The following is a 16811-nucleotide window of genomic DNA, read 5'->3' as shown; positions in this document are numbered from 1 at the left end:
GGGGCTCGGCCTGCGGAAACGCGCTCAGCGGGACGATGTGAACGAGCGTTCACGACCACCTTGCGACCACCAAAGGAAAAGGCCGTTCCTATCATTTCGATAAGAACGGCCTCCGACCTGCGGAAATGCCGGTCGGGACGACAGGATTTGAACCTGCGACCCCTTGACCCCCAGTCGCCCGGCGATACCCATCGCTGCACGTCAGACGGTAGACAGCCCGCGCTGTTCGTTCACTGAGAGACGCCTCAGAGACAGTGGTGAACGACGGGTGGTCCCCGGCAAGTCCCCCATCGGTACCCTTTCGCCGCAACCCTCAGCCACGCTCGGTGCGCAACCGCATACAGAGGAGTGAAACTCGGGATACTCATCGATCTCGCTGTAATGGTGCCGCACAGATATCATCCTGAGGCAGAGGCCCTCCGGCTTCCCAAGCCCCTCAAGGGGAGCCCCTCTCGCAGCTGCCGTATTCGCCCCCGGCACGACGGGAGCGCCCCAGCTACATCTTCAGAATCAGCGTCTCAGCGCTCTCCAGTTCCGCAGCGCTGGTATGCGCTGCGTCGCGGAGCGCCGTCAACTTCTCCATCCACTGGATCCGCTGGTCGGCCGGGAGCGGGTCCTCGCCCAGTTTGGTTCGCAGGTCGATCGCTTCGTTGAACCTGGTCATGAGTTCCTGAGCGGCAGCGGTGGCGATCCGGTAGCTGCCTTCGACTAGCTCGATTCGCGCGGGCATCTCCCGGCGCAGGGCGGCGAGCCGGTCGCGGGGGTCTTGCGGTGCTTGCCCGTTCGCGGTGGCCGGCATGGTGCTGGTGCTGCTGTCGGAGGCCGTAGTGTCGTCAGCCGTGGCGCCGGAGCCGCTTCCCGAGTTCGTGCTCTGGGTGAGGTCCGGCGGGAAGGTGTCGTCGAACCACGCCTTGTCGACGACGATGCCGGTGGGTGCGCCGTCGAGGTCCGGGACGAGGATCATGCCGGGAACGATCGGACTCCGCTGGTCCTCGTTCACCTCGCGCTCGCCGTAGCAGACCGGCCTGGCGCCGTCGGGGGCCTTCGGCGCCAGGACGAGGTCGGGGTGCTCAAGGACGGATCGCGCGAAGGCCAGCAAGAGGGCGCGGCTGACGTTCTGTGCGCCTGCTGTGTAGGCCATGGTGAGCGCCGCGACGGCGTTGGCCGGACTGCGGCGTACGCCCTTGCGCCCGGCGCCGGCCTCGCTGCCCTGGCCGGGCGTGACGAGGGGCTGGGGCGCGTGGATCAGCGCGGGCACCATGCGGCGCACCAGCGCGGCCCACGCTGCCGGTTCACCGGCCTCGGCCCGCAGGAGCAGTTCTTTGAGTGACCGGGGGTCCTGGTTGGCGCCATCCTTGGCGTCCGTCACCGTGAACAGGCCGAGCGCCGAGAGGATGTTGGCCCGGTGGAGAAAGAGTTGGGCGACGGCCGCCGACCACAGTCGCGTGCGGGTCTCGGCGTTCGGGGCCTTGGTCTGGCTCCACGCCGGTTCCTGCATGCTCGCCCGGACGATCGGCCAGAACGCCCCGGTGTTCCGCACCTGCCGCTTCCCGTTGGCGGGCCCGGCTGCGGGAATCTCGGGGAAGACCAGCGCGGTGATGGCCCGGACAGCGATATCCCGCAGGGTGACCGGCGAAACCTTTTCGTCCGCGGGCAGCAGGGCGGCCAGGGGGTCGAGGGGGCCATTCGCCGTCAGGGCGTTGCGCACCCCGTCCACGTCGAGGAGGTCCACGCCCTGGGCCGTGGGGAATGTCTCGTCGAGCAGTTCGACGAGCTTGCTGTCCTTGGCGTAGGCGTCGACGAGGGTCGCGAACAGGGCGACCAGCCGGGCTTCCTCGTCGTAGGGCTGGATCCCGCGGAGGTGGTCGTTGACGTTCAGGCCCCGCAGCACGTGTTCCAGTGCGGCCGGCTTGCTGCAGCCGACGACGATCTCCATTGGCACCGTGGCGATCTTCGCGGCGCGCCGGGCCGTGTGCTCCGGCTCCGTCTCCTCGTCGGCGTCGGCCTCGTTGAGGCGCTGCGAGAGCCGGTTGAGGGCCTCTCGCTGGTTCAGCAGCCGCACACCGGGTTCGTGCTTGTCCGAGGGCAGAGACACGACGGTCCGCGGCATGCCGGTGACGATGTGCTCGGGGCGCAGTCCGAAGACATCCAGGCGTGCCAGGGCGCGGTTGTTGGCGGTAACCGCGACCAGCCGCCACAGCTCGGACAGGGTTCCGTCCGCGTTCCTGATGCCCCACTGCTGCAGGACGCTCATGCCGCGCGAGAGCTGGCCGGCGGCGACCAGGGATTCTGCGAGGTCGTATCCGCGGGTCTTGCCGAAGCGCTTCAACTGGTCGGCGGCGTAGCGCTGAACGTGGACGGCCTGTTCGTAGGTCTGCTCGGCGAGGATGAGCGCAGCCATCGGCACGCCGTCCTCCTCGGCCGCCCGCACCACGGGACGCGGGAGGCGGTTGCCGAGCGAGGTGAGCACGGCGGCCCGGCGATGCTCGGCCTCTCGCACCTGGCGGACGGCATCCGCCAGTTTGCTCTCCGCAGCGGCGAGGGCCGTGGCGTAGTGGGCGTCGTCGCTCGGAGCGCGGCGACGGGCATCGCGCTCCTTCTCCGCGGCCTTCTTGACCTTCTCGGAAGCGTCCAGCACGGTCTCGGCTGCGATCAGGTCGGCGACACGCCTGGTGGCTTCGGGGCTGGGCGGGGACCAGATGCCGACGGTGCGGTCATTGAGGTCCCACGGTGCCACGGCCGCGCCGTGGACATCGCAGATGAGCAGGAGGACGTGGTCGTTGCCCGACTGCACCACCCGCGACGCCGTGGGGTTGAGGATCCTCCTGGTGCGCACGGTGCTGATGAGCTTCTTGATCTCGGTCTCACCAAGGGCCGTGGCAAGGCCCTCCGTGATCGCGGCGCGGGGCGGGGGCACCAGCCCCAGGTCCTCGCAGGTGTTCTCGACGGCTTCCGCCAGGTGGCCGGCCCACGCCGGGGTGCCGATGTACGGGTAGATACCGGTTGGTCGCTTGGCGGCCATGAGATCTGTCCTTCTCCCGGCCGAGCCGGGCAGCAAGGCACGCCTCCGTCTCTCGGGGCGCGACACGCGCCCGAGGACTCACCCTCGTGCCAGCGGGAGATCCGCTCCAGGAACCGGAAGGCGCCCTATGCGACCCGCTACGTACGATTCAACGGCCGACGCCTGCAGAGGGATTACGCCGGACGACACCCACAGGTTGGGTGTCCGGGATCTCGCGTCTGGTTTCCTGCTCCGCCGACGGCGGCATGAGGCAAGCGGCGGTGATGAACCACCGACGTGTGGCACCGACAGTGCCAGCGCTCGGGACAAGGAGGCGAGCATCGACCGGTTCGTCCACTCGATCGGATGAACTTCCTCTCAAATCGCTGACCAGCAGGCAGGTTTACGGCTTGAGGAACAGCGAATCGGGGAGGTGGCCCGAGCTGGTGATCTTCCGAGGATCACCGGCCGGCAGCGGACGGGCCACAGACCGGCTACGACGCGACGGACTGGTCGGTCGCGGCCTCCGAGCCGGAGAGAGGGGCGTCTGCCGTCAGAGCCGTGGGCGGGCGCACCGGAGCTCCAGTTTGCAGCAGACGGCGCCACCAGGTCGGCCGACCGGTGGAGAGTCGGCGCAGTTCCGAGTACCGCACCAGCGCCTGCGGGGTTGCCGTGCGGACCCAGATCGGGGCTCCGACGATGATCCGCTGAACGCCTTCGAGGCTGGTGCCGTCGAAGTTCCACCGCTCGGGGTCGAGCGTGACGTCGCTGTAGATAACCGCCAGCCATTCGACGTCGGTTGCATGGCCGAGCGCCCACGGGCGCGTCCATGGTTCCTGAGAAGATCCACCGTCGGCTCGCTCCCTGTCCCCGAGTGCGATCTTCAACGCCTCGATGGCGAGTCCCGGCTCATCCCACTGCGAGCTGTTCCGGGTGCCTCGGCTCGCCAGGAGTTCGGCGACGGCGTACCAGGCGGACGAGGAACTGCCTTCGACCGCTTCGCCTACTCCGAAGTCGGCCATGTTGTCCACGCTACCGAACAGGCACAAGTCGACCTGCTGGCCAGAGCTGCTCTCGGTGCGGGAGTGAAGCACGATGCCCTTCTCCCGGGCGGGTCCGTCGGTGAAGGCCGAGAAAACAATCTTCCCCACCCCGCTGGCGAGCAGCACCTGCGGCTCGTCATAGGTCACGGCGATCCGATCCCGAAGTGCCCGCACAAGCCGGTCGGCCACCTGCTTCCGGCTCCGTTCGCGTCCTTCCGCGCGCTGGATGCCCACGACCGGGAGCGAGATGCCGAACAGGGAGGACGGGGTGCTCGCGGTGGAGAGGCGCCACGAGGAACCCAGGCGCAGGCCGTTGTCCCGCCCGAGGGCGCGGATCTGCCGTTCCGACCAGTACCGGTACCTCGTGAACTCGCGGACCATGTGTGCTGATGCCTCCTCAGGTCCTCGCGAGCCTACCGAGTACCCGCGCAGCCGACCCACGCTTGGCGCCAGACTCCTCCACCCAGGGGATCGTCACGGAGAGCCATCGATGCATGGTGCCGCACCGAAGTGGTGTGGAGGTGCCGCTACGACATCAGCGATGAAGCGTGGGCCGCCATGCTGCGACGCAGCCGCACCGGGGAGGCGCGGAGACGCGCCCATCTTCGGATAGGCCTTGTCGACGCCAGGCCTGCTGCGATGGTGCCGCGCCGTGAGTTGCGAAGCGATGCCACCCTCGGCATGACCAGCGTCAGCGTCTACCTGCTGCGATGATGCCGCACCGGGCCGATACGGAGCGACCCGGATCTGCAGGGCGGCCAGTGGCCGGCGTCCGAGTTGCTGCGATGGTGCCGCACCCGTGAGGTGCGGAGGTGGATGTCGTTCCCGAGCGCTATGGGCCTGGACCTGTGGCTGCGATGGTGCCGTACCGGCGAGGTACGGAGGGGCCGCCGGTTCGCCCACCCGTTCGATGGCCTTGAGGTAGCTGCGATGGTGCTGCACTGGGAGGGTTTGGAGGGAGGGCGTTCTCGGAGGACAGCTTCTCGGCGACCACCGCGCGCCAATGCTGCCGCACCGGGATGGCGTGAAGGACCTCGGCGTCGTCTCGGTGCTGATGCCCATCATGCTCGGGCGATGGTGCCGCACTGGCGCGGCAGGGAGGGGCTGGGCACGAGAGGAACTCGGCGTACGACTTCGCCATGCTGCGATCACGCACTGCGATGGTGCCGCACCGCGGCCGTACGAGGGAGCCCCAGCCAAGCGGTCTTGCCCGCGCGAGGCGGCGCGCTGCGATAGTGCCGCACCGGGGCGGTGTAGAGGGACCGGGCCGGCTGACGACGTGCCGGGTCTGTGCTCTGGGCTGCGATGGTGCCGCACCGAGGCGGTGCGGAGGGAGGCCTCATCATCCTCGAGACTCAGCTTGGAGACATCACGCTGCAACGGTGCCGCACCGGGGTGGTGCAGAGGACCTGGGCGCCCTGGTGGCCACGGGCATCGGGCTGAGCACACTGCGATGGGCCGCGTAGTCGCTGCGATGGTGCCGCACCGGAATGGTGCGGAAGGACTTCCACGCGGTGTGCCGGGTCAGCGAGTGGCCGCGGCTGCGATGGTGCCGTACCGACAGGGTGTGGAAGGACCACCGCGCCGTCGAGGTGATGGACGGCAAGCCGTGGCCGCGATGGTGCCGCATCGGAGATGCGGAGGGACTGCCGACCGCTGAGCGGGACACGCTCCTCGCCGAGATGTGGCGATAGTGCCGCGCCGGTGAGGAGCCGAGGGTCTCGCTGAGAGGAACTGTCGGCGCTGGAGGGCTGGCTGCCGCAATGATGCCGCACTGGTGAGGTGTGGAGACTCGGGTCTGGACGTCTGCATGGCGTTCGGAGCGGCGTCGCTGCGATGGTGCCGCACCGGTCAGTGCGGAGGCGCCGACCCGTACGACGTCGACGCACGCCTGGCCACCGAGCTGCGATAGAGCCGCACTCGTGAGGTGCGGAGGCGCCACCAGACTGACCGTCTTGCCGCTGCCGTTCGGACCGCTGCGATGGAGCCGCACCGGTGAGGTGCGGAGGAACCCCAGGATGCTCGCCGTCACCCCGCTGATGCTGTCGCTGCGATGGTGCCGCACCGAGGTGGTGCGGGGAGCCAACCGGACTGCGGGGACGCCAAGTTGCCGCCGCCCTGACTGCGATGCTGCCGCAGCCGGTGGGTGCGGAGGAGGCCTCGTACTCTTCACGCAGAAACTCTTTGAACCAGTTGCTGCGATAGTGCCGCACCGGGACGGTGCGGAGGGGCGGCATAGGGGCTGGCACTATTCGCACACCAGATGACGCCGCGAGTGCGGAGGGACGTCAGCGCCTCGGCGACTTCCGGAAATCGCTCGGTGCCGCGATGGTGCCGCACCCGCGGGGTGCGGAGACTCGGAGCTGGTGGGTGCTCAGCATCCAGGACAGCGGGCGGGCGATGGTACCGCACCGGCAGCGTACGGAGGTCTACCCGGTTGTCGCAGTCGATCACCGTGCCGCGATGGAGCCGCAGCAGTGGGTGCGGAGGGAGGTCACTCGGTTTGGTCGAACGGCGGGTCAGCGGGAAGCCGCGATGGTGCCGCACTGGGGTAGTACGGGGCATTCGATGAGGGGACCAAGAACGGCGGCTACTTTGTCATACTGCGATGGTGATGCACCGGCGGGTTGCGGAGGAACCGCCCAGATGTGGGCGTGGACGGCCGCAGCGCTGGCCCTGCGATGGTGCCGCACAGGCAAGGTGCGGAGAGACTCCAGCGGTGCGCACAGACGGCCCGCGGTTCGACAAGCGGCGATGGTGCCGCACCGGGGTGGTGCGGAGCGGCCGGCCAGCTGGCGGGCCTGGATCTCGGGCAGCATGTACCTGCGATGGTGCCGCGCCGGGATGGTGCAGAGCGACCGGCGTTCTTGCGCTTCCCGCCCTCGGCGCGCTTGATGCTGCGATAGTGCCGTACCTGTGAGTTACAGAGCCACTGCTCGTTTCACTGGTCATCGCCAACTGGGACACCGTCCTGCGATGGTGCCGCACCGGAATGGTGCGGAGCGGCGGCTTTAACTGCTCGGGCCTGATGCACTACGCCTTCGCACGGCGATGGTGCCGCACTGGAACAGTGCGGAGCGACTCCGCCGGCCGAAGGCTCGGAAGCGGGTGGCGGCGTGCCGCGATGGTGCCGCACCCGGAGGGTACGGAGCGACACGGAGGACGCTGTCGTCTACGCCGCTGCCCGTGCGGTGCTGCGATGGTGCCGCACCGAGGCGGTGTGGAGATGCCCCCAGCATCAGCTCGAACTCCTGCTGCCGAGGAGAGCTGCGATGGCACCGCGCCGGCGAGGCACGGAGGAACCACGTCTGGGAAGAGGTTGAGATGGTGCCGCACCGCCTGGGAGAGGAGGCGCGTGCTCGGCCGGGCTGAGCCCTGCGAGGGCCTACTGCTTTGTGATGGAGCCGCGCCAATCGAGGGCGGAGAGGTCCCCGAGTTCAGCGAGGACAACAAGGCAGCCGAGGCAGTCAAATTGCTGAGCTGGTGTCGCACCGGTACGGAGGCGGCCGCGGTCGACACGGATCAAGACCAGGTTGAGTAGCAAGCTGCGATGGTGCCGCACCGGGACGGTGCGGAGCGACAAGGCGGGGCCGACGTGCCAGCCGATCTCGACGAAGCTGCGATGGTGCCGCACCAGGGTGGTACGGAGCGACGGCCTGGGCGGCCGCGACTTCCTGGGTCATTCCGACGCTGCGATGGTGCCGCACCAGGGTGGTGCGGAGCGACGGAGGGGCTTTCGTGCTGCGCTTGTTCCGACACCGAGCTGCGATGGTGCCGCACCGCGATGGTGCGGAGCGACCGGTGGTGGTGCCGCCGGCGTGGTGGACCGTCTCGACGCCGCGATGGTGCCGCACCCGGATGGTGCGGAGCGAGCCGCCGGGATTGCCGTCCCGTGAGGCGCACACCACGTGCTGCGATGGTGTCGCACCGGGATGGTGCGGAGCGACGACCTCGAAGAGGGCGCCGTGCTCGTCCTCGGCGAAGCTGCGATGGAGCCGCACCGGGATGGTGCGGAGCGACCCATCCGACGCCTGTTCCCGGACGTGTTCCGACTGATGCTGCGATGGTGCCGCACAAGAGCGGTGCGGAGCGACGTTGGTCAATGTGGCGGTTGCGCCGCCGACCTGGTCCCTGCGATGCTGCCGCACCGGTGAGGTGCGGAGGCGTGAGGCCGAGTTGATCACGATCGTCGCGGCGGTGAGGCTGCGATGGTGCCGCACTGAGGTGGTGCGGAGGCACTCGGCCGGCGGCGGGACGCTGTTCGAGACCTACAAGCTGCGATGGCGCCGCACCGCATGGTACGGAGCGACTGGAACGACGGGTCCGGCGCGTGGTGTGGCTGATGCCGCTGCGATGATGCCGCACCGGGATGGTGCGGAGCGACCGGTCACCTTCTGCGAGGACGAGGTAAGGGGTTCCCCCTGTAACGGTGACGCACCGGGATGGTGCGGAGGGAGTGCTGCACGCCGCGCTCGTCACCTCTGCCGGGCACCTGCTGCGATGGTGACGCACCGGGATGGTGCGGAGCAAGACGGCTAACTACGCGCTGTCCGAGGCCCAGTACAACCTGCTGCGATGGCGCCAAACCGGCGCGGTGCGGAGGCACTCGGCCGCCGGCGGGACGGTCTTCTAGACCTACAAGCTGCGTTGGAGCCGCACTATCAGGCGAGGCTTCGATGGAGCCGCACCGTGAAGTGCGGAGCGACCGGACTGCCTGGTCGGAATCAGGTCCGACGAGTCGATGCTGCGATGGCGTCGCACCGGCGGCGTGCGGAGGAACCACCAGCACCGACATGTTCGCGGCATACGTCTGCTGGCAGCGATGGTGCCGCACCAGGATGGTGCGGAGCGACCCTGGTCGGCGTGGGCGGTGTCGGCTTCGGGGTCTAGCTGCGATGGTGCCGCACCAAAATGGTGCGGAGCGACGCGAGCGCCGTCATAGCGGACAACGCGGGCTTACCGCTGCGATGGTGCCGCACCGAGATGGTGCGGAGCGACCTCGTCCGGGAGACCGAGGAGACGATCGAGCAGCAGCTGCGATGGTGCCGCACCGGGATGGTGCGGAGCGACAGGCCTGGGTCGCCCACCCCACGGCCGAACTCCTGCTGCGATGATGCCGCACCGGGATGGTGCGGAGCGACGTTGACGTGCGGGTTGTCCGCCAACTTGGACGGGATGCTGCGATGGTGCCGCACCGGGATGGTGCGGAGCGACGGCCCGCCTCCCACATTTCGCTCACCCATTCACAACGCTGCGATGGTGCCGCACCGGGATGGTGCGGAGCGACGGCGTATGAGCTGCTGGTTCGGTAGTTCGGCGAGCCAGTTGCCGCGTCTGCGGGGGAATTCTTCGGGGCGATTCGGGCTTATTGCTTCGGTGTGGTGGGGTGTTTTCGTGTGTGCTTGTGGTTCCGAGGCCGCGTCCGGTCGGGGCCTCGTTCTGTGTGTTGGCGCTGTGGAGTTGTCAAGGACCGGGTGTTGGAGGGGTGGCCAGGGGTGAGGGTCAGGGCCAGAGGTGGCAGCTGGCGGCGAGGGGGCCGTTGGATTGTTTGAGGCCAGTTCGGGGTGCGGTGTAGAGGGCGGTGACGCCGAGGTTGGTCAGCATTCTGGCATTGCGGTTCGTGCCGGGTTCGGTGGCGCGGACGGCGGGGTGTTCGAGCAGGACGGTGACCGCAGTGGCGTCAAGTGGTGGCGTCCAGGCGGGCCAGCGTAGGGCACCGCGGCTGTCGGTGGTGTCCCAGCCGGTGGCGGCTTGGGTGTGGCCGGTGGCGGTGAGGCGGAAGGTGCCGAGGGCGTGGAGGGCGAGCCAGGTGGGGCCGGGGGCTCCGCGCTGGTAGGCCTTGCCTTCGGAGTTGGTGTGGGCGTCACCGAGGGAGCGGTGATCGAAGTTGGCGGAGGCGTAATCGGGGATGCGGCGCCAGCCGTCAAGGGCTGAGCGGATCTGCCGCGGGTCCTTGTGGCAGCCGAGGACGGCTTTCTGCATCAGGCCGGTGATGGTCATCTGGCCGGCGGCGGCGATCAGCGGGGTGACCGGGGTACGCCGCACCGTGGCGAGCTGTGACCCTTCCGCAGGCTCCGGGTCGTTCTTGCCGGTCTTGGGCTTGAGGTCCTCGAAGCACATGACGTTGGTCAGGGAGGCGAACCAGCGGGCCTGGTGGTCGCCCGTCTCGCGTTCGGACTGGGCGAGTTCGCGAAGCGTCTGGTGCGCGGTGTCGACGCGCATGCGCAGGGCTTCGTTGGGGGCGGTGGCGTCCTCGCGGGTTCGGGTCAGGAGTCCGGGGACGTGTGGGAAGGGGTCCCAGCTTTCACCCTTCGTGCTGGCCGTGTCGGCGTCCTGGTCCTCTCCGTCCTCGGTCTCGGCGCTGTCTTCGGGCTCGGCGGTTCCGGGGCCCGCGGTGGTGGGCTTGGGCGGGAGGTGGGTGGTGAGGAGCTGGGTGAGCGTGTCGAGGGTGAGGGGCTGGTCGGTGGTGAGGACGGCCGCGCCGGCGGGGCCGTTCCAGTGGAGGCACGGTTCTGTGGGCAGGGTGGCGGTGGTGAGTTCGAGGATGCCGAGGGCGGCGAGGAAGCCGAGCGGGTCGTCGGAGCGGAATGCGGGGAGTTCGAGCTGGTGCACAGTCAGTTGCCTTCTTCGGAGCAGGCGATGTCGGCGAGGCGCAGGACCGTCTCGAGGAGGGCCAGGCCCCAGAAGCCGTAGCGCTGGTTGAGCGCGTGGAAGCGACGTGGGCCGGTCCAGTCGGTGCCGATCACGGTGCTGGAGACGGTGATGGTGGTGTCGTCAGGCATGGTGCACTCGACGAGGACGGGCTCGGGGTCGGCGAACGCGGGCAGCAGGGGGCGGGCGTAGCCGTGGTGGGCGGCGACGAGGTGGGTGACGAGGTCGTGGTCGAGGCCTCGGGCGGCGGCGGGGTCGGTGGCGAGCCAGGTGTGGACGGCGGCGGCGCTGAGGGCTTCATGGCGCAGGTCCTTGGACCAGTTGGCCAGGCGTGCGGCGCGTCGGCGGGTGGCGCGGTCTGCGGGGTCCACGCCGGACTTGGCGAGGGGTTCGGGCAGGGACTCGGCGAGCAGGCGGTCGCCCGAGCAGAGCATGCACTGGAACCGCGGGTGACGTTTTCCGCAGTCATGGGCCCGGGCCGCCAGCACGACAGCTTCGACGAGGTCGTCGGGCAGTCCAATGGCTTGGGCGAATTCGCGGGTGCGTTTGCCGACGGCATCGTGGTGGTGCTTGAGGGTGACGGTGCGGGTGAGGCTGCTGCTGTCTGGGTCCTCGTCGTCGATGGCGATCCGGTAGCGGTCGGCGTCGGCGAGTCGAGGCGGGAGGAGGACGATCCTGCCCGGACCACCGTGGTCGATCAGCACCACCCCGGCCGCAGCCGACCGTCCGATACGCCACTCTGCGACCTCCAGCAGGGTCTCCAGGCGCCGGCGCAGCAGGGGGGTATGTCGGGCGGGGCCGTCTGCCGGGGTGTTGGTGGGCAGGGCGTCGAGCAGGTTGGTGATCGCGGCGCGGACCGCGTCGGTCGTGTTCAAGGCGTCCGGGTCGTCGGGGTCTGCGGTGAGGTCGGTGTGGGCCTGCTTGATGATCGGGGTGAACTGCTCGGGGTCGGCCCCGGTGGTGCTGGCCAGGACGGCCGGGTCAAGGCGTAGCGGGGTGCGGGCGCTGTCGGTGGGGTGGTCGCCGAGGTCGGGGACGGGGGTGTCGGGGTCTGCGGTCCAGCCGTAGGTGTCGTGGCCGCCGGCAGTGGTGGGCAGGACGAGGGTGGCCCCGGGCTGGAGGTCCCGGATGAGGCGTGGGGTGGTCCAGGTGCCGTCGGTCTCGCGTTGGAGGACGGTGGCGCGCAGGCGGGTGGGTGGGTTGCGGGGTTCGGGGGTGGTGTCGGCGTCGGGGCCTTCGAGGTCGCTGGTGTCGGGGGTAGCGCGGGGTTGGGTGAGGAAGCGGCGCACGGTGGCGAGGGGCAGGGAGAGGGTTTCGGCGGTGTGGACGGGGGTGGTGCGGATGTGTTCAGCGAGGGTCTCGGGGTCGGTGGCGTTGGTGGAGAGGTCGGCGCGCCACAGGAGTTGGACTTCGGGCTGGCCGGTGTCAAGACCGTGGAGGAAGGGGGCGGGGGATTCGTCGGGGACGGGGATGGGGCTGGTGCGGGCGAAGGCGCCCAGCCGCACCTGCTCAACCGGGGGGATGTGTTCGCCGGCGCGGGTGAGCGGTGCGGTGGCGGTACCGTCCAGCAGACCGGGCAGGGTGGCGGGGTTGAGGACCAGGCCGTCCAGGAGGTGGGGAGTCAGCTCGGCGGGCTCCTGGGTGTCGTGGGTGGAGGCCTTCCGGGTGAGCCACTGCCAGGTGTTGGCGGCGGCCGGACCGTAGACGGGGATACGGTCGGGGTCCTCGGGGTTGTGGGTGCGGACGAGGATCGCGGGCACAGGACCGAGTTCGCCGCGGCGGTCGAGGCGACCGAGGCGCTGCAGGGCGGACGCCCAGTCGCCGCATTCGCTGACCATCGCCCCGAACGTGCAGTCGATCCCGACTTCGAGGGTCTGGGTACTGATCACGACGAGAGGGCGTTCACGGTCCGGGTCGATGCCGTCGAGGAGTTCGGCCAGCGGGCCGGTGACGAGCAGGTCGCGCTCCGCAGGCCGGCAGCGGCCGGTCAGCAGCAGCACGTCCACGTCGGCGCGCCGGGCCAGCGCTTCGTGGGCGGCGCGGGCGTGGGTGATGGTGTTGGCGATTACCGCGACCGCGGGCAGCCGCAGGACGGGCAGGACGGCGTCCAGGCCGGTCTCGGCCGCGAGGGCGAACGCCTCCGCGGGCTTCTTCGACCAGGCGCCGGCGTCGAGCAGCGTCACGTGGCGCTCGGCCGCGATCCGCGGCCCCGCGATCCGATGCTTATGGTCGTCTTCACTGATGCCCAGGCGGGGACGGCCGCTGGTGGCGCTGGTCGCCGACAGGCTCACCACCCGAAGCGCCCGCGCCGCCAATTCCCCTCGCTCCGCCGTCTGCTGGTAGAGCGCGGTGTCGGCGGCGGTCGCGAGCAGGGCCTTCGACAGGTGGGCCTCGTCCAGGGCGAGCAGAGTGTCGTGCCCGGTCAGGGCGGCGTCGATCGGAGCGCGCTGCGGGGAGGTGTGGTAGCCGCGGAACAGCAGGCGGCTGCCGTACTGGTCCACGGTCGAGGTCACCACCAGCGGCTGGGCCGGGCTGCGCACCCAGTTCGACTCCCACCGCGTGCCGCCGCGCATCCGCACCACCTCCAGCGGCAACTCGCCGCCGCCGAGGTCGCGCAGCGCGGCGGCGACCTTCGCCCGCACCGAACCGGCCGGCGCCTCGGTGAGCGCCGCGGCCAGCTCGATGGAGTGCTGGTGGGCCTGGTCGACGACCAGGCGCCGGTCGACGCAGAAGAACAACCGCAGCGGCACCTTCCGGTGCTCTCGGCCCAGTCCGCGAGCGTGTTCCCAGGCCAGGAGGAAGAGCCAGATGTCGATGAACGTCGTCTTCCCCAGCGCGGTAGGGACGTCGAGGTCGGGCCAGTCCGCGCCGCCCACCACAGCATCCAGGTAGGCGCTCTGCCAGGGGAACGGCGCCCAGCCCTCACATCCGTCGCACACCGCGGTCGTGGCCCCGTCGGGGCAGTGGATGTGGTGGTGGACCTCCCGGAAGAACGCCGGGAACTCGCCCGCATCGATCGCCGGCGGCCGCTCGGTGCCCGTCACTGGTCGTCCTCCTGGAGGTCGGGCTCCGGGCGGCACAGGCCCAGGCCGAAGTTCTTCTTGCTGCCCAGCACCACCGGCCCCGTCACCGGGACCGGGAAGGTCAGGCGCACGTGGCAGCTCGGCAGCGGCCTCTCCCCGTCTTTGCGGCGCACCGGGAATCCGTCCACGCCCCGGGCCCCGGGTACGAGCCCGCCTCGCGGGCTCACCTGCATCCGCGTGGGTTCAGGCAGTCCGGCCGCGGCGCAGCTGGCCGCGATCGAGTCCGCCCATGCGGCTTCCTCGTACTTCTTGGGGAAGCGGTCGAGGGCCATCGGAAGCACCGTGGTCCACACCGTCGACGGCCCCTGCCACGTCCACGGCTGAACGGTCTGCGACCACTGGTCCTGGTCGGCGGGACTGACCCGTACGAGGTCCAGCGGTTCCCCGTCCGCGAACCGGATCCAGCGCAAGCCCCCGTCATGGCGAAGGAGGGCAGCGAGCAGCGCCTTGCGGTCCTGCCTGGGCATATCGCGGGGCAGGGCGATGCCCAGGCCGCGCAGCATCCCGTCGGCGTGGTGGTGGCCGGCGAATGGCAGCGCGAGGTAGGCAACCGGCCTTGGGTCGTCCGGGCTGTTCTTGTGGCCGTGGACTGTGGTCATCGCCTCGACGTGGTGGCCCATCGCCTCCAGGGTGCCCAGCACCATGCTCCGAAGCTGGCCGGTCAGCTCCAGCGTCCACCGCGGGTCCAGCGCCACGCCTGGAGCGAACGAGAACGTCAGCAGATCACCGAACGGCCCCTCCACGACCGGCGTTTCGGGCCGGTCAGCGTGGTCGGGGTCGAGGTAGTGATGGGTGACCGACTGGCTCCAGGACGGCCGCTGCTCCTCGAACGCCTCCTCCAGCCAGGCCAGGTACCCGCGGTAAGGCACCCTGATCGGCCGCGAGCCCTTCGGGTACTCCCCGCTGGCGGCAGGCCTCCAGCTCTGCCGTCCATCCGCGCCACCGGCTTCGTCGGAGCCGCACCAGGCATCCAGCAGCCCGGCGCCGGTCGATCGCCCGAAGTACGGCACCCGACTCGCGAGTTTCTTCAACACTGGGGCGAGCTCCTCCCCCGGCTCCGCAGCCCAGCTGAACACCATCCGCGTACCGGACAGCGTCTTCTGTGCCCACGCCCGGGGGACGCCGCCAGCGGTGCGTCCCGGCAGCAGGCCGTGGGTCACCTTCTTCGGCTCCACGATGTTGGTCACCACCCACGCCGCGCGCGGGTACTCCGCCTCCATCGGCCTGGCCGGCACCGTGACCACGGGCGGGGCCTGCGCCTCCAGCCAGGTCAGCGCCATCCGGTGCGCGGCATCGTCGAGGTCGGCGTGCGCGACCAGCGCGCAGAACAGGCGGGCCGGGTGGGGCGGCCACTCCGCGCGCTCGCCGTCCATGGCGGTCGCCTGGTAGAGCGGCTCCAGCAGCTCCACCGAGATGTGGAAAGGCATGACGCTCTACTCGCCTTCCGCCTCGCCGATGCCCTCCAGGCGGAAGGAACGCTCGATCGCCTGCTGCACCTGCGTGTTCGGCCGCAGCCGCACCGGCTCCTTCGACCACTTGAGGCCCGCCTCCTCGGCCCGCGAGCGCGCGAACTCGAACATCTCCAGGGCCTGCGCCGCCGTGTCCAGCTCCAGCGGCTCCGTCATCGCCACGCCCTCACGCCCGCGGCCGACCCACTCGATCCGCTCCGACACCAGCAGCAGGTCGCAGCCCGACCGCAGCCGCACCGCCGGCGCCGCGAACGCCAGCCGGTCCCCCAGCAGCGCCAGCGCCGCCAGCAGGGCCCTTCCCGCCCGCACGTACTCCTTCGGCGCATCGCCGAAGCGCAGCGCCCGCAGGCCCGCCATGGCCAGCGTCGCGTTCCGCTCGATCGCCCGCACCGTCACCCCGCCCATCCCGGAGACCGGCGGGATCATCCCGTGCCCCACCGCCGACGCCTTGAGCGTCTTCCCCTTGCCCTTCTTCCCAGTGCCCTCCACCGACCTCCAGCCGTCGGCGGTCAGCTCCACGTTGTCGCCGGGGAAGTTCCACTTGTCGAACCGCCCCGCCGCCCGCTTCCCGGACAGCGGATCCAGGCCCACCAGCTCCGAGGTGTAGGTGCGCGGCACCTTCAACTGCACACGGCGCTTGCGGTGCGAGTCCCAGAGGCCGAACACCAGGTCCGACGGCGCCGACTCCAGGAAGGCCCGCACATCTCCGGTCCCGGTATCGCGAAGCGCCCGGCCCGTGTCCGTGTCGTCGAACTTCACCCCGGCCTCGTCCAGCGCGTCCCGGAAGTACGCGTCGCGGGAACGGTGCGGCGCGTCCAGATTCGTCATCCGAAGCTCCCGGCCTTCCGCCCTCACGTGCAGCGCCAGATGCGGCACCACCGCATCCCCCAGGTCGACGGCCTCCAACAGGGCCGTCTCACAGCGGTTCGCCTGCGACTGCCGCTGATCCAGCAGCACCACCCTCGTACGCTGCCCGCCGACCCACCGGTCCTCGAACAACTGGCCCGGACCGTCACTCTCCTTGAGCTTCACCGTCGGCGGCGCCACCGGCGCTCCCACGCCGGCCACCGGCTCGTAGTGGGCCACGATCCGGATCGCACCGTCCGCCGACAGCCCGCTCGCTGCCTCGGCCAGCCGCTCGTACAACGCTTCCATGAAACCCTCCTTGGGCAGAACCTCTCGGACAGTTCGCATCGAAGCAGCCCCCACCGACAGTCCTCACTCATTCGAGTGACTAGTCATCAGAACTTTTTCTATCGAGATGAGTTGAGCTATCATCCGGCAGATTCCGGTGATTGGCGGCAGGATCTTCCCAAGGTCTCGAGGTGGCGACACAGCACCAGGCATCACCAGTTGACCTCCGAAGCTCTCTTCCTCCCACGGGGCACCAGCCACGGCCGAGAGTGATGGAGTCAGCGAAATATGCCCCGGCGCGTCGTCCAAAGACGGCCCGAAAAGTGATCGCGCTTCTAGGTCGTGTATTTGGTTGTGATCAATGGGTCCGGGTGAGGTCCTTGATCCAGATCATCGCGCCGCGGAGGTGGAGGCCGGCGAGGTAGCTTTC

Annotated in this window: 6 protein-coding genes; all 6 read right to left on the bottom strand. The window is 69.8% G+C overall.

The annotated features are described in order from the left end of the window. Window positions 1-496 precede the first annotated feature (496 nt). The 6 genes from ACIRRH_RS24175 to cas7u all read right to left on the bottom strand — a co-directional run bounded on the left by ACIRRH_RS24175 (window position 497) and on the right by cas7u (window position 16402). On the bottom strand, window positions 497-3022 hold the full coding sequence (locus ACIRRH_RS24175) for a hypothetical protein (RefSeq protein WP_403070972.1): 2526 nt from the start codon (window positions 3020-3022) through the stop codon (window positions 497-499). 473 nt (window positions 3023-3495) lie between these two features. After that, the gene (locus ACIRRH_RS24170) at window positions 3496-4425 is read right to left on the bottom strand and encodes a hypothetical protein (RefSeq protein WP_403070969.1); all 930 of its coding nucleotides are present in this window, start codon (window positions 4423-4425) and stop codon (window positions 3496-3498) included. Between the two features lie 5121 nt (window positions 4426-9546). Then, window positions 9547-10656 carry a hypothetical protein gene (locus tag ACIRRH_RS24165; protein ID WP_403070966.1) on the bottom strand — a complete coding sequence of 370 codons (1110 nt, stop codon included), beginning with the start codon at window positions 10654-10656 and terminating at the stop codon, window positions 9547-9549. A gap of 2 nt (window positions 10657-10658) precedes the next feature. Next, the gene (cas3u, locus tag ACIRRH_RS24160; protein WP_403070963.1) at window positions 10659-13739 is read right to left on the bottom strand and encodes a type I-U CRISPR-associated helicase/endonuclease Cas3; all 3081 of its coding nucleotides are present in this window, start codon (window positions 13737-13739) and stop codon (window positions 10659-10661) included. Next, window positions 13736-15205 (bottom strand): type I-U CRISPR-associated protein Csb2, encoded by a 1470-nt coding sequence (gene csb2, locus ACIRRH_RS24155; RefSeq protein WP_403070960.1) that lies wholly within the window; start codon window positions 15203-15205, stop codon window positions 13736-13738. The genes cas3u and csb2 overlap by 4 nt, the downstream gene beginning before the upstream one ends. A 6-nt stretch (window positions 15206-15211) precedes the next feature. Then, entirely contained in the window at window positions 15212-16402 is a 1191-nt protein-coding gene (gene cas7u, locus ACIRRH_RS24150) for a type I-U CRISPR-associated RAMP protein Csb1/Cas7u (RefSeq protein ID WP_403070957.1), read from the bottom strand. Between the last annotated feature and the right edge of the window lie 409 nt (window positions 16403-16811).

This window comes from Kitasatospora sp. NPDC101235, assembly GCF_044767505.1.
In the GTDB taxonomy this organism is placed as follows: Bacteria; Actinomycetota; Actinomycetes; order Streptomycetales; family Streptomycetaceae; genus Kitasatospora.
The sequence above is the reverse complement of the archived record's forward strand: the minus strand, read 5'-3'. Positions and strand labels throughout refer to the sequence as shown.

Coding starts and splice junctions, on each gene's coding strand:
- cas7u (WP_403070957.1), bottom strand. CDS start 16,402: ATGGAAGCGTTGTACGAGCGGCTGGCCGAGGCAGCGAGCGGGCTGTCG.
- csb2 (WP_403070960.1), bottom strand. CDS start 15,205: ATGCCTTTCCACATCTCGGTGGAGCTGCTGGAGCCGCTCTACCAGGCG.
- ACIRRH_RS24170 (WP_403070969.1), bottom strand. CDS start 4,425: ATGGTCCGCGAGTTCACGAGGTACCGGTACTGGTCGGAACGGCAGATC.
- ACIRRH_RS24175 (WP_403070972.1), bottom strand. CDS start 3,022: ATGGCCGCCAAGCGACCAACCGGTATCTACCCGTACATCGGCACCCCG.